This window comes from Glycomyces arizonensis DSM 44726 (genome assembly GCF_000482705.1).
Taxonomy (GTDB): domain Bacteria; phylum Actinomycetota; class Actinomycetes; order Mycobacteriales; family Micromonosporaceae; genus Glycomyces; species Glycomyces arizonensis.
Genome location: NZ_AXWO01000003.1, coordinates 263,213 through 276,864, shown reverse-complemented (window position 1 = coordinate 276,864; position 13,652 = coordinate 263,213). Strand labels below are relative to the sequence as shown.

10 protein-coding genes are annotated in these 13,652 nt (G+C 71.1%); 3 read left to right on the top strand and 7 right to left on the bottom strand.

The genetic code is table 11. From position 1 onward, the window contains the following. The first annotated feature begins 33 nt into the window (after window positions 1–33). Both H613_RS0105615 and H613_RS0105610 read left to right on the top strand, forming a co-directional pair. Window positions 34–285, top strand: a complete 252-nt coding sequence (locus H613_RS0105615; RefSeq protein ID WP_026923049.1) for a type II toxin-antitoxin system VapB family antitoxin — start codon at window positions 34–36, stop codon at window positions 283–285. Window positions 286–293: 8 nt separating this feature from the next. Then, window positions 294–698, top strand: coding sequence for a PIN domain-containing protein (locus H613_RS0105610; protein ID WP_026923048.1), 405 nt, complete (start codon window positions 294–296; stop codon window positions 696–698). Window positions 699–743: 45 nt separating this feature from the next. Here the strand turns inward: H613_RS0105610 and H613_RS0105605 are convergent, their stop codons facing one another. After that, window positions 744–3,254 carry an alpha-L-arabinofuranosidase family protein gene (locus H613_RS0105605; protein WP_211234712.1) on the bottom strand — a complete coding sequence of 837 codons (2,511 nt, stop codon included), beginning with the start codon at window positions 3,252–3,254 and terminating at the stop codon, window positions 744–746. A gap of 115 nt (window positions 3,255–3,369) precedes the next feature. Between H613_RS0105605 and H613_RS0105600 the strand changes: the two genes are divergently transcribed. Then, window positions 3,370–4,335: an ADP-ribosylglycohydrolase family protein gene (locus tag H613_RS0105600; RefSeq protein WP_026923046.1), complete on the top strand. Its 966-nt coding sequence runs from the start codon at window positions 3,370–3,372 to the stop codon at window positions 4,333–4,335. On the opposite strand, the gene H613_RS24580 is transcribed toward H613_RS0105600, so the two are convergent. The 6 genes from H613_RS24580 to H613_RS0105570 all read right to left on the bottom strand — a co-directional run bounded on the left by H613_RS24580 (window position 4,313) and on the right by H613_RS0105570 (window position 13,629). Continuing rightward, the gene (locus H613_RS24580) at window positions 4,313–5,536 is read right to left on the bottom strand and encodes a sulfotransferase family protein (RefSeq protein ID WP_051392987.1); all 1,224 of its coding nucleotides are present in this window, start codon (window positions 5,534–5,536) and stop codon (window positions 4,313–4,315) included. The two genes, H613_RS0105600 and H613_RS24580, sit on opposite strands and share 23 nt — an antisense overlap. Before the next feature lie 252 nt (window positions 5,537–5,788). Further along, window positions 5,789–6,922 carry a malic enzyme-like NAD(P)-binding protein gene (locus H613_RS0105590; RefSeq protein WP_026923045.1) on the bottom strand — a complete coding sequence of 378 codons (1,134 nt, stop codon included), beginning with the start codon at window positions 6,920–6,922 and terminating at the stop codon, window positions 5,789–5,791. A 150-nt stretch (window positions 6,923–7,072) separates the two neighbouring features. Further along, complete coding sequence (locus tag H613_RS0105585; protein ID WP_026923044.1) at window positions 7,073–8,995, bottom strand: YehQ family protein; 1,923 nt, start codon at window positions 8,993–8,995, stop codon at window positions 7,073–7,075. Between the two features lie 118 nt (window positions 8,996–9,113). Beyond that, window positions 9,114–10,238, bottom strand: a complete 1,125-nt coding sequence (locus H613_RS0105580; RefSeq protein ID WP_026923043.1) for a VWA domain-containing protein — start codon at window positions 10,236–10,238, stop codon at window positions 9,114–9,116. Then, entirely contained in the window at window positions 10,235–12,547 is a 2,313-nt protein-coding gene (locus H613_RS0105575; RefSeq protein WP_026923042.1) for a DUF5682 family protein, read from the bottom strand. Before H613_RS0105575 ends, H613_RS0105580 begins: the two co-directional genes overlap by 4 nt. After that, entirely contained in the window at window positions 12,547–13,629 is a 1,083-nt protein-coding gene (locus H613_RS0105570; protein WP_026923041.1) for an ATP-binding protein, read from the bottom strand. Before H613_RS0105570 ends, H613_RS0105575 begins: the two co-directional genes overlap by 1 nt. Between the last annotated feature and the right edge of the window lie 23 nt (window positions 13,630–13,652).

Genomic DNA, 13,652 nt, shown 5'->3' with positions numbered 1-13,652 from the left:
TATAAATTCCATGTACATTAACGTGAGGTGTGTATGTCTCTTACGCAGATTGACATCAACGACGATGCCCTGGCAGAGGCCATGGATCTCATGGGCGCTAAGACGAAGAAAGAAACGGTGAACCGGGCACTGGAGGAGTACACGGCGAGGACCAAGCGGCTCCAGGCGCTGCGGCGGCTGGCCGAGCGTGGAGAGCGAGGAGAGTTCGACGCCGCCGCCAACGCGCACATGGCAGCAAAAGAGGCGCGCAAGGCGGCGTTCGATCAGGCAGAGCAGGCGGCGTAACCGGCGCGATGACCTTCCTTATCGATACTTCGGCCATCTGGCACCTACTCAGAAATCCCGGCACACGAGAGGTCTGGGAACAAGAGATCAGCGCCAAGTCGGTCGGCATATCCGACGCCACACGGGTCGAATTCCTCTTCTCCGCTCAGAGTCCTCGGCACAGGGATGAACTGGCCGAGGACCTCGATCTGGCCTACGCCTATGTGCCGGTTCCGAAAAAGGCGTGGGCCTGGATCGAAACGGCGCAGTACAAGCTCACTCAGATGGGCCAGCACCGGAGCGCCGGGGTCGTCGACCTGCTCCTGTGCGCGACCGCGGTGCTCAACGATCTGACACTGCTGCATGTCGACAACGACTTCAAGGCTGTCGCTTCCGTACTAACGGAGCTTCGCCAGCGCGACATCAGGCGATGAAGCGCGGCCCGTCCGAGAAAGGCCGGGCCGCGCTTCGGCGTTCGGTCAGTGCCTGCCGCGCGGCTCCAGTTCTATGAAGGTCACCGAGTAGGGCTCGAACTCGTAGGTGAACTCGTTGCCCAGGTGATGGACCTTCTCGTCGGTCACCGGGTAGACCACCGGCTCCTCGCCGAGGATGTTGTCGCAGCCCGGGTCGCACGCGATCGTCGTGACCGAGCCGTTCTTCTTGAGCTTCTGGCCCTCCAGCTCGATCTCGGTCGTCATCGGGTGGTCCTGGGCGTTCACGACCTTGATCGTGACCGCGCCGGTCTCCTCGTCGCGCGTGACGACCTGGTACAGCGGCTCGATCTGCTGCTCGTCCACGACGCTGAACACCTGCTCGCCGTCGACGAAGCCGGTGATGGTGCGCCCGCGGACCTCCAGGCGGAGGTCGTAGGTGCGGCCGGTCTCGATCACGGTGTCGTGGTTGACCAGCGTGGACTTGCCGCCGCCGCTGGACTTCTCCAACGCCGAGGTGGTGTTGCCCCAGCCGCCGAGGTTCCACCAGTAGTAGTCGTCGGACCCTTCGACGCCGAACATGATGAGGAAGCCCTCGTCACCGGCGGTCTTGGTGGCCTGGACCTCCATGGTGTAGTTCGACCAGTCGGCCTCGCCCGCCACCGAGCGGGCGTCGGTGACGATCGCGGTCTGCTGGTAGGCGCCGTCGACCACTTCCCATGTGCCGGTGGGCGTGCCTCCCGGCCCCGAGGGCGTCCAGGCTCCGGCGCCATCGGCGAAGTCGTCCTCGAACAGGACCGAGCCGTCGGCGGCGGTGACCTTCACGTCGTCGTAGGTCGCGGCGGTGTTCCACGTGGCCAGGCCGATGCCTCCGGCGATGTCGGGCTGCTCGATCGGGTCGGCCTCCAATTCGGAGGCGAAGACCTCGTCACCGGCGTTGGTGCTGAACAGCTTCTGGATCTCGTAGCTCGCCGACTTCACGGCCTGGTGGTTGTCGAACCAGATCATGTCCGGCGCCCAGTCCACATAGTCGATGTTGGACAGCAGCGGCGCGTACGAGGCCAGGTCGACCACGTCGCCGTTGCGCTCGATGCCGGTCAGGTACGAGGCCTCCGACAGCGCGCTCCACCACGTGTTGGACCGGGAGGCGTACTCGCCGAGGAACACGTGCGGGCCCTGGCGGTCGTAGGAGTCGTAGCGGTCGTTGTTGGAGAAGAACCACTCCGGCGAGTTGTAGTAGTGCTCGTCGACCAGGTCCGCGTCGTACTCGCGGGCGAGCTCCCAGCCGCGGTCGAAGACCGTGCCCTGGTCGTCGGGGCCGGAGTTGGCGATGACCTGCATCTCCGGGTAGGCCTCGCGGATCGCCGCGTCGAACTCGGGGTAGTTCGCGGCGTACCCGTCGGCGTTCGGCTCCTCGTTGCCCACGGCGATGTACTCCAGGCCGAACGGCTCGGGGTGGCCCATCTGGGCGCGGAGGGAGCCCCACTCGGTGTCGGCGCCGCCGTTGGCGAACTCGATCAGGTCGAGCGCGTCCTGCACCAGCTGGTCGACCTGTTCGGGCGTGGCGACCTCGTTCCAGCCGCAGCCGGTCACCCCCGCCTGCACCACCGGAAGGGCTTCGGCGCCGATGTCCTCGGCGAACTGGAAGTACTCGTAGTAGCCCAGGCCGTAGGTCTGGTTGTAGCCCCAGGTGTTGAAGTTGGCCTTGCGCTCTTCGACCGGGCCGACGGTGTCCTTCCAGTTGTAGAACCGCTGGCGGCTGTCCGGATCGAACGAACCGGTGTTCACCAGGCAGCCGCCCGGAAAGCGCAGAAAGGACGGTTCTAGTTCGGCGATGAGCTGGGCGAGATCGGGCCGCAGGCCGTTCTCGCGGTCCATGAAGGTCTCCTCGGGGAACAGCGAGACCATGTCGAGGGCGACCTCGGCGTCGGTGCTCACCGACAGGCGTCCGTCGATGGTGGACGCGGTGGCGCCGAGCGTGGCCTCCAGCTTCGTCCATTCGCCCGCGGGAGCGGTGACGGTCGCCGGTTCACTGGCGGCCGTGCCGGTGGCGTCGAGGAGCTGCACGGTGAGTTCGGCGCCGGAACCGGTCTTGGCCCAGACGCTGAAGTCGTAGGCGGCACCGGCCTGGAGGTTCATGCCGGAGTTGTACCCGGCGTTGACGATCGTGGATCCGGCCGCGGCGCTGAGGTGGTTGACGTTGTTCTCGTTGAGCGAATCGTTATCGGTAACAACGGCATCGCCTTCGACGGTCCAGGCGGTCAGCGCGTGGTACGAGCCGTTGTCGGCGGGGCTGAACTCGAACGAGCGGTTCTGGACGAGCTCGGCGTAGAGGCCGCCGTCGGCGGCGTGGTTGATGTCCTCGTAGAACAGTCCGTAGAGGCGGTCCGAGATGGCGGTCGCATCGTCGAGGTCGACCTCGATCTCGGCGTCGACGTCGTGATCGTGATGATGGCCGTGGGCCGCGGCTCCGCTCGCGGTGAGGGACGTGGCCACGACGGTCGCCGCGGCCGCCACGGCCACTGCGGCCATCGTTCGGGGTCGTTTCGGGGGCTTCATGTGCTCAGTCCTCCGGTTTGAAGCATGTCGATACATTGTTCATGTTATCGATCACGCAGTCAAGGGCCAGGACCTCCGAATTCCCGGCCTCGAACGCCGCGAATACAATCCGGGAGTGACTGCTCCCCTCACCGCAGACGACCGGATCCTGGGCTGCCTCATCGGAGGCGCCGTCGGCGACGCACTGGGATACCAGGTCGAATTCGACTCCTGGCCGCAGATCGAGCGCGAGTGGGGACCGGCGGGGGTGGCCGAACTGCGCCACAACCACGTCTCCGACGACACGCAGATGACGCTGTTCACCGCCGAAGGGCTCCTGGAGACCGCCGAGGGCGACGAGGTCGCCTCGGTCCGCCGCGCGTACCTGCGCTGGTACGACACGCAGACCAAGCCGATGCCGCCCATGGGGTCGCGGGGCCTGGCCGCCGAGCCGTGGCTCTACATGCGGCGCGCCCCGGGCAACGCGTGCCTGTCCGGGCTGGCGAAGGGGGCCGAGCCCGGCGTCAACCCCGAGTCCAAGGGCTGCGGGACGGTCATGCGCTCGGCCCCGTTCGGGCTCCTCGCCTCCTCCCCCGCCGAGGCCTACAAGCTGGCGCACGCGTGCTCGGCGCTCACCCACGGCCACCCGACCGCCGGGGCGGCGGCCGGTGCGTTCGCGATGATGACGGCCCACCTGCTCGGCGGCGAGAGCGCCCAGAAGGCCGTGTCGCACACGATGCTGCACCTGCGCCAGAGCCTCGACCGCTCCGAGACCGCCGACGCCCTCCAGCGGGCCTTCGAGCTGGCCGGGAACGTCGTGCCCGCACCGAACTCGTGCGCCCCGCTCGGCGAGGGCTGGGTCGCCGAGGAGGCCCTGGCGATCGCCGTGTACTGCCTGCTGGGCACCGACGACGTGCGTGCGGCGCTGGTGGCGGCCGTCAGCCACGGCGGCGACTCGGACTCGACGGGGGCGATCCTGGGGAACCTGCTGGGCGCGGCCTACGGCCACGGCGCGCTCCCCGCCGAGTGGACCGCCCAGATCGAGGGCCGCCAGACGATGGCGGACCTGGCCGCGCGGATCAGCGCGACCGGTCGACGGTGAGGTTCTCCACGAACAGGCCGTAGTCGCCGAACGCCTCGTCGACCATGGCCGGATCGAGACCGTAGTGGACCATCGAATACTCGTGACCGCGCTGGTCGCGCGGGCGGTCGAGGGCCTCTTCGAGGTTGCGGTCGTCGGCCTCGGTCCATTTCAGATCGAGCTGCTCGAACAGTTCCGGCACGTACGCGAACGGGTCGGCCATCATCGCGTGGTAGGCGACGTCCACCGTGTTCTCACGGGGCATCCGGCCGCGCGCGCGGCGGGCCCGCTCGACCATCTCGGGCAGGATCCGGAGCCAGATCCCGCCGATCGCGTGCGGATCGACGGCCCCCGGCCGGTTGTGCAGGTAGGCCAGGGACTCGGCCATCGAGCACATCGAGCCCATGACCGTGTGCGGGTCGCGGTGGGTCCACACGAACTTCGCGTCGGGGAAGACGTGGTGAATCGCGGCGGTTTCGCCCAGGCAGTCGGGGTGCTTCAGCACCCACCGCGGTGTCGGGCGCCGGAACTGGAGGATCTGGAGGACGTCGCGGACGAACCGGTAGTCCGGCCTGGCGTCGTAGGTGCTCAGGAACTCGAGGTAATCCGGCATCGGCGCCATCGTGTTGTGCAGGCGGCTCTGGTTGAGCAGGAAGTAGATCTCCTCCACCCAGTCGGCCCGGACCGGATGTATCCGCGACCACGACGGGCTCAGCGCGAGGATCTGATCCAGACGCTTCTGCGTCCGCTTGCGGAGCTTGGCGACCTCGCTCTCGGGCCGGGGCAGGCCGATGTTGTCCATCTCCCACATGTACGGTCCGCGTCCGGCGGACGCGCCCGCCAGGATCTTGTGGGTGAGGGTCGTGGCGGTGCGCGGCAGGCCGATGACGAACACGGGTGCTTCGATCCGCTCCTTGAGGATTTCGGGGTGTTCGGCCTGGAGGCGGCGGACGACGAACCTGTTCCTGATGCGGGTCTCGACCATGTCGCGGACCGACAGCCAGCCGACGCCGCTGAGCGAGTCGACCTCGGCGATGAAACCGAGGAAGGTGCGGAGGTGCTGGAGTTCGCTTTCGTCCTCCTCGGTGAGAGTGACCTCTCGGGAAACGGAGCGCTGCTCGTGGAGCAGCCGGTCGAAGACGCGGCCGGGGTCGTGCCGGGCACGGGCGGCGAAGGCGGTCAGCGCGTTGACGAGGTGCAGGCGAGCGGTGGTACGGCGCATAGGGTGTCCTCTCTCCACTGGCGTTCATCACCATTGGGAGTAATCCTCACGTACCGTAGCGCAATCCTCCCGCCACTCGACGACCGTCCGCCGTCCACTGCGGTCGCGCCGTCGCCGGCCGCCGCGGCGGTCCGGCCGAGCGGGTGTCCTCGGGCCGGACCGGCTCGCCGGCCGCGGAGCGGGCGCCGGCGACGTCGCGTTCCGGTGCCGGGCCCGTCGAGCGCCACCCGGGTGCCGCATGGCATCGGTTCCTCAGGCGGCGGCCTTCACCGCCGCGGCGACGGCCGGTGCGACGCGCGGGTCGAGCGCCGATGGCACGATGTGGTCGGCGGCCAGGTCGTCGCCGACGCAATCGGCGATCGCCTCCGCGGCGGCGAGCTTCATGTCCTCGGTGATGTCCTTCGCGTCGGCGTCGAGGGCGCCGCGGAAGATCCCGGGGAAGGCCAGGACGTTGTTGATCTGGTTGGGGAAGTCGCTGCGGCCGGTGGCGACGATCGCGGCGTGCTTCGCGGCGACGGCCGGGTCCACTTCGGGCCTCGGGTTGGCCAGGGCGAACACGATCGCGTCGTCGGCCATCCCGGCGAGCGCCGATTCGGGGACGAGGCCGCCGGAGACGCCGATGAGGACGTCGGTGCCGTCCAGGGCCTCGGCGACGCCGCCGGTGCGCCCGAAGCGGTTGGTGGCCTTGGCGAGCTCCTCCTTGACCGGGCTCAGCCGCTCCCTGCCGGGGTGGATGATGCCGGTCGAGTCGCAGACGATGATGTCGCCGACGCCCGCGAAGCGGAGGATCTCGGTGATGGCGACGCCCGCGGCCCCGGCCCCGACGACGGCGGCGGTGACGTCGCCCGTCTCGCGGCCCTGGAGCCGCAGGGCGCCCCGGAGCGCGGCGAGGACGACGACGGCGGTGCCGTGCTGGTCGTCGTGGAAGACGGGGATGTCGAGGGCGGCCTTGAGCCGCGATTCGACCTCGAAGCAGCGCGGCGCCGCGATGTCTTCGAGGTTGATGCCGCCGAAGGAGGGGGCGATGGCGGTCACGGCCGCCACGATCGCGTCGGGGTCGGTGGTGTCGAGGCAGATCGGGACGGCGTCGACGCCCGCGAACTGCCGGAACAGGGCCGCTTTGCCCTCCATGACCGGCAGGGACGCGGCCGGTCCGATGTCGCCGAGGCCGAGCACGGCGGTGCCGTCGGTGACGACGGCGACCAGGTTGGACCGCCAGGTGTAGTCGCGGGCGAGCGCGGCGTCGTCGGCGATGGCCTCGCAGACGCGGGCGACGCCGGGCGTGTAGGCGATGGAGAGGTCCTCTCGGCTGTCGAGTGGGACGGTGGCGGCGGTGCGCAGTTTTCCGCCGCGGTGGGCGAGGAATATCGGGTCCTGCATGTCGATCACGTGGTTTCAAGCCTCATTGCTTCGATGATGATCGCCGACTGTCGAACCCGGACGGTGCTGCGCCGGTCGTTCGCGTGGCTGGAGACAGAGCTCTGCTGATTCATGGCTCGCGAGCTTCGCCGAGACCGGGGATCTCCCAGAGGCGGGTCAGTGTAGCTCGGCGGTGACGAGCGTCCGGATGGCGGCTTCGGTCCAGGCCGCGGTTCGCGCGGCGTCGTCGTCTTCGCCCAACGTTTTGGACAGGTGGACGAAATCAATTGCGGCCCTTCGCAACCCGACACGGTGCAGTGTAGCGGCGGCGGCTTCGACGCGCTGACGGGAGGGCTCGCGGGCCTGTCGCAGCCCGCGGTGGGCGAGATCGGCGCAGACGTCGAGCGCGCCGTCGAGGGCGGCCGCGAGGGGATCGCGTTCGGTCTCAGCCGCGGCGCCGAGTTCGGCCGAGTCGTCGCCGGGCGCGAGGTCGGGGACGACGGGGCCCTCGTCGGTGAGGAGCGCGGTGGGCTCGACGACGAGCTCGCCGCGGTGGCGGCGCAGCGTCCCGGCGATCGCCCGCGTCCCTCGGGCCAGGGCGGCCTCGATGGCTTCGAGCGCGCCGGGGGCGGCGGCGCGGTGGACGGCCAGCAGGCGGGCGCTGCCGCCGCCCGGGGCGGTGAAGACCGCTTCGAAGGTCTGCGAGGCGGGATCGTATCCGGCCGTCTCGATCCGGTCGACGGCGACGACGCGGACGAGTTCGGCGGCGACGCGCGGGCGGATCATGCCCGGCGGCATCGCGGACAGCTGCTCGCGGGCGGCGTCGAGATCGGTGACGCGCAGGCTCGCGGGCAGCTCGTCCCAGGAGCGGCCCAGCGGGAGCACCTGGGTCTTGGCGAGGCGGCCGGTGCCGAGCTTGAGGGCGCGGGCGGCGGTGCGGCTGGCGGCCTCGGAGACGACGTTGCCCGCGGCGAGCGTGCCGATCCGGCACCCGGCGAGGCGGCGCCCGGCCAGGTCGTGGCCGGTGAGGGGCCGGTCTTCGGGGATCTCCCAGTCGCGGGCGACGGTGAGGACCATGCCGGTCTCGGGGTGGGCGAGGAACAGCTCGGCGGTCCGGCGTTCGCCGTCGGTGCCGATGCGGCAGCCGAGGGCGGTGAGCCGCACGAGTTTCAGGGGCGTCTGGTCGACTTCGTCGCTGCCGAGGACCTGCGAGTTCGGCGTGCCCGAAGGCGAGCGGCCGGCGCGGTGGCGGGCGGGCAGTTCGGCCAGGAGTGCGGCGAAGCGCTGCGGGTCGTAGGAGGCCGAGCGTTCGCGGTAGCGCTGGACTTGACCGATGAGGTCGCGCATGGCGCCCGCGGGCCAGTGCATCCGGCGCTTGGTCAGGGACTCGGCTTCGCGGGTGAGCGCGGCGGCCAGGACGCCGTCGACGCTCTCGACGCCGCCGAGGAGCACCTGCTCGGCGAGCGTCGTGGCCTCGGAGAGCTCGGCCTCGCTCGCGCCGCCGCCGACGCTGATCGAGGTCGCCTCGGTGGCCTCGGCTTCGCGGAAGGCCCAGACGGCGAGGACGATGCCGGTGTCGCGGGCGGGGCCGGTCGCGTCGGAGTGGACGTAGCCGAGCTGTCCGGGGACGAGGAACGAGATGGTGCAGGTGGGCAGTTCGGCGACGGCGGGCCGGTCGGGGCCGGGCCAGGTGAGCTTGGCGGTGTACCCGGCGCGGCGGGTCTTCTCGGCGGCGGTGAGGGCGTGGCGGTCGACCGCTTCGCGCAGCTGCTCGTCGGTGATCGATGCGGGAGTGGCGGTCGCTTCGGCGGTGGTGCTCGGGGCTTCGTGGCGGCGCTGGTAGGCGAGGACGGCGCCGACGCGGTGGCGGCATTTCGCGGTGGCCGAGCAGGTGCAGGCGGCGGCCTCCAGGCCGCCTTCGGCGGGCAGGGTGGTCTCGGTGCCGTCGGGGAAGATGGCGCGGACGGCGCCGTCGGCGGCGACGTCGAGTTCGGGGACGGTCCCGGCGTCGAGTTCCTTGGCGGCGCGTTTGACCAGGCCGCGGTTGGCGAGCGCGGCGAGGCCCTCGGGGGTGAGGGCGAGGAGGTCTTCTCTGAGCACAGTGTTCACTCCGGTTTGGGGAGAGGCGTCGCGAAGCGGCGCCGGCTTGGCACCGCGAGCGCGAAGCGCTTCCGATGTCGGGCGGCGGTGGGCGACGGGCGGGCGTGACGGGCGTGGGTCACTTGCCCAGCCTTTCGGCGACGAATTCGGCGAGGTGCGCGGGCGTCATGGCGCCGATGTGGGCGCCCGCGGACGCCAGGCGCCCGGCGAGGTCCCGGTCGTACGAGGGGTTGGCGTCCTCGTCCAATGCGGCCAGTCCGAGGAACTCGGTTCCCTGCTCGCACAGCTGCTTGACGGTGTTGACGAGGCGCGAGGGGTCGCCGCCCTCGTAGAAGTCGGTGACGAGCGCGATGATCGAGCGCCTGGGGTTCTCGACGAGCCCGGCCGCGTAGTCGACGGCCCGTGCGATGTCGGTGCCGCCGCCGAGCTGGACCTTCATGAGCAGTTCGACCGGGTCGTCGACGTCGCTGGTGAGGTCGACGACGCTTGAGTCGAAGGCGACCAGGTGCGTCTTGAGGCCCGGCAGGGCGTACAGGCACGAGGCGGTGACCGCGGAGTGGATGACCGATCCGGCCATCGAGCCGGACTGGTCGACGACGAGGATCATCTGCCACTGCTCGAGCCTGCGGGCGGTGCGCGAGTGGAAGTGCGGCCGCTCGATCGCGATCCGGTTCCGCTCGGGGTCGTAGTGCTTGAGGTTGGCCTTGATGGTGCGGCGCAGGTCGAAGTCGCGGGCGCGGCGGTGGTGGCTGGGGCGGCGGGCGCGGCTGCCGGTGAAGGCGGTGCGGACCTGGACGGAGAGCTTCTCGACGAGCTGGCGGACCACTTCGGCGACGATGCGGCGCGCGGCGGCCAGGACCTGGGGGTTCATCAGGTGCTTGGTGCGCAGCACGGCCTTGAGGAGCGCCGGGTTCGGTTCGACGCGTTCGAGGACGTCGGCGTTGGTGACGATGTCGTCGATCTCGTAGCGTTCGATGGCGTCCCGCTCGAGCCGTTCGACGGTCTCCTTGGGGAAGAGCCGGTGGATCTCGTCGAGCCAGTCCACGGTGTTGAGCACGGAGTCCCCGCTGCCCGCGCCGCGGGCGCCGCCGCGGCGGATCTCGCGCTTGTCGAGGTCGTCGTCGCGGCTGTAGAGCCATTCGAGGGCGGCGTCGCGGCCCCGGCCTTCGTCCGACAGTCCTCCGCAGTGCTGCTCGGCGGCGGGGCCGAGGATCAGCCGCCACCGTTCCAGGTCTGCGCTCATCGCTGCTCCTTCGTTGCGGCCGTGAGATGTTCGCGAGTCAGGACCTCGTCGACGCGGGCTTCGAGGGCGTGCGCGGCGGCGACGAGCACCGGGTCGACGTGCTGCTTGGCGAGGAGGGAGCGGGCGCTCTCGCCGGTGCCTCGCAGCGCGATCAGCTGCTCGGCGATCAGGGACCGCTCGCGCGGTGGGAAGAACGCGAACGCCTGCCGCAATGCCGGCAGTGCCACGAGGAACTCGTCGTCGGTCATGTCGCCGACGATCTCGTCGACGGCGTGGACGACGCCGTGCTCGGCGGTCTCGGCCAGGACCTCTTCCCTGGCGACCCAGAACAGTCCGGCCAGCCAGTCCCCCAGCCGGTCGGGTGTGGAGACGCCCGCGGCGGCCCCGGCGGCGTCCAGGGACGCGCCGAGCGACCACGCCAGCCCGGCGGCCCCGCCGCGCAGGTCCGGCGGTGCGGCGCCGTCGGCGGCGATGCGGGTCGCCGTGGCCGCCACCGATGCGGCGGCGGGGGTGAGCGCCGGGGCGTGGCGGACGGCGTCCCGCACGGCCGCCAGGGCTTTCAACCGTCCGAGTTCGGCGGGGCCGGGACCGGCGTGCAGCCCTTCGGCGAGCCACATCGCGCGGTGGCCGCACGCGGTGATGACGGTGGCGTACAGGTCGCTGCCCGCGGTGCCGAACAGGTGGTCGTGGCGCCACAGGGCGAGCGCGACGGTGAGCGCCGAGCCGACGGCGGCGAGGTCGCCGCAGTCGGCGACGCCGTCGGCGATCGCCTCGCCGAGCCGGTCGGTCAGGTGCGCCCGACCGCACAGCGCGGCGCCGAACAGGACGCCCGAGAGGGCGTCGAGGTCGTTTCCGGCTCGGTCGATCCGGTGCTCCAGGACGGTCTGGGCGGCGTCGCCGATGGTCGCGCCGTAGACGCCGGCCTCGATCACGGCCGGGAGCCGGTCGTCGCGGTCGCGCAGATCCCAGCGTTCGCTCGCGGTCACGTCCGATCCGGCCGAGGGCCCGTCCTCGCGGGCGAACCCGGGGATGCCGAGCAGGCGCAGGCAGTGCAGGGTGCGGCTGCGTTCGAGGTCGCGTCCGTCGGTGAGGTCGAGGCTCGGCTGCCGGGTGCCGTCGAGGCCGAGCCGGTCCAAGGCGGCCTCGACGTCGGCGACGAGCGGCGGGGCGGGCGTGTCGGGGTGGAGGGTGCCGGTGCGCGAGCCGGTGAGCGCGGCGGTCATCTCGACGACCACCGGGTGCGTTCCGGCGGTGAGCGTGCCGCGCCTGGTCCACGGGAGCGGCTGTTCGAGGTCGTCGCTGACCAGGGCGGCGGCGAGGCCGTCGAGCAGGTCGGTGCGGCCGGGGCGGCTGTGGCCGCGCAGCCTCGCGAGTCCTTCGGTGAGGCTGCGGGCGCCGATGAGGTCGGCGGTCGAGACGACCTGGTCCTTGGCGCGCAGCCGGGTGGCGATGAGTTCGACGAGCGCGCCCGCGGCCGCCTCGGCGCCGTCGTCCCACAGCCGCTGGTAGTACTCGGGCGAGGGCATCCCGGACTGGTATCCGGCGAAGGCGTCGAGCCGCTTGAACGAGTAGGGCACGAGGAAGCTGCCGGTGTCGGCGCCGTCCGGCGGCCGGGGTACTTCGGGCGGCGCGCTGGGGCCGTCTGCGGCGAGGCGGCGCAGGGCGGGGGCGTGGAAGCCGCCGCAGACGACCAGGACCGGGCCGTCGGTCTCGGCGAGGGCGGCGCGGATCCACTGGGCCATGTGGCGTTCGCGGGCGCTGTCGGCAACAGCGCTGCCGGGTTCGGTGGTCTCGGCTTCGCCGCGCACCAGGTCGAAGTACCGTTCGAGGCGTTCGGCCAGGCCGCCGGGGTCGGCGATCTCGACGAGGTGGTCCCACAGGGCGTCGGTGTTGTCGACGGCGAACTCGCGGCACAGCCGCTCGGTGGCGTCGGCGTAGCGGCGTTCGGCGTCGGAGTAGCGGTTCTCGATCTCGGCGAAGGCGTCGTGCCAGGCGGGCAGGTCGATGAAGCGGACCTCGGCGCCGCTCTCGCGGCCCTTGGTGAGGGCGACCCATTCGGGCGAGTAGTCGCACAGCGGCGACCAGGAGCGCCGGGCCCCGCCCTCGGTGCCCATGTAGGAGTAGATGGCGATGGGGAGGGTGTGCGCCAGGGCGAGTTCGCCGAGGCGGTCGTTGAAGTCCGCGGGGCCCTCGATGAGGACGCGGGCGGGCCTGAGCCGGTCGACGGCGTCGGCGACGAGGCGCGCGCAGGCCGGCGAGTGGTGGCGCACCCCGATGACGTGGAGATTGTCGTTGGCGGGCATGGTCATCAGCCCGGCAGGAGGTTGCGCGCCTGGTAAAGGTCCTGCCAGTGCCCGCTCTTGCGCTTGGAGGCGCGCTGTTCGAGGTAGCGGCGGAGCCTGGCGAGGTCCTCGGCGCTGTCCTTGGCGGCGGCCCCGGCCATGCAGTCGACGATGTCCCCGGCGGCGGCCTCGCCGCCGCGCAGGTACCAGGCCTTGATGCCCACGGCGTGGGCGACGGAGACGGCCTCGGCGGTGGACATGACCGACTGCATCCGGTCGCCGGAGCCGTCGCCCGAGCGCAGGTCGCGGAAGACGCGGACGAGCACTTCGAGGACGTCGCGGCTGGGCGGCACGGGCACGCCGGAGCGTTCGAGGGCGGCGGCGGCCTCGGCCTCGACCAGGTCGAGTTCGGTGGCGAAGTCGCCGATGGGGAAGACCGTCTCGAAGTTGAAGCGGCGCTTGAGGGCCGCGCTCATCTCGTTGACGCCTCTGTCGCGGGTGTTGGCGGTGGCGATGATGTTGAAGCCCTCGCGGGCGAAGACCATGCCGTCGCCGCCTTCGAGCTCGGGGACGGCCAGGACCCGGTCGGACAGGGGCGAGAGCAGCGAGTCCTGCACTTCGAGGGGGCAGCGGGTGATCTCCTCGAAGCGGACGACGCGGCCTTCGGCCATGCCCTGGTAGAGGGGGGCGGGCACGAGCGCGCGCGGGGTGGGGCCCTCGGCGACCAGCAGGGAGTAGTTCCAGGAGTAGGCGATCTGGTCCTCGGTGGTGGAGGCGCCGCCCTGGATGGTGAGGGTGGAGTCGCCGGAGACGGCGGCGGCGATGAGCTCGGACAGCAGGGACTTGGCGGTGCCGGGGTCGCCGACGAGCATGAGGCCGCGGTTGGTGGCGAGGGTGACCAGGGCGCGGTCGATCAGGGACGGGTCGCCGACGAACTTGCGGGCGAGGCCGAGCTTCTCGTCGCCGACGATGAAGGTGCGGGCGGCCTGGAGGCTGAGGGCCCAGCCGGGCGGGCGGGGCGCGGTGTCGTCGGCGGCGAGCTTGGCGAGTTCGTCGGCGTAGCGCTGTTCGGCGGGGGGCCTCTGGAGTTTCGGTTCGGTCCGGCTCATGGCCTGCTCTCTAGTGCTCGGGG

Coding starts and splice junctions, on each gene's coding strand:
- H613_RS0105615 (WP_026923049.1), top strand. CDS start 34: ATGTCTCTTACGCAGATTGACATCAACGACGATGCCCTGGCAGAGGCC.
- H613_RS0105610 (WP_026923048.1), top strand. CDS start 294: ATGACCTTCCTTATCGATACTTCGGCCATCTGGCACCTACTCAGAAAT.
- H613_RS0105605 (WP_211234712.1), bottom strand. CDS start 3,254: ATGAAGCCCCCGAAACGACCCCGAACGATGGCCGCAGTGGCCGTGGCG.
- H613_RS24580 (WP_051392987.1), bottom strand. CDS start 5,536: ATGCGCCGTACCACCGCTCGCCTGCACCTCGTCAACGCGCTGACCGCC.
- H613_RS0105580 (WP_026923043.1), bottom strand. CDS start 10,238: ATGAGCGCAGACCTGGAACGGTGGCGGCTGATCCTCGGCCCCGCCGCC.
- H613_RS0105575 (WP_026923042.1), bottom strand. CDS start 12,547: ATGACCATGCCCGCCAACGACAATCTCCACGTCATCGGGGTGCGCCAC.
- H613_RS0105570 (WP_026923041.1), bottom strand. CDS start 13,629: ATGAGCCGGACCGAACCGAAACTCCAGAGGCCCCCCGCCGAACAGCGC.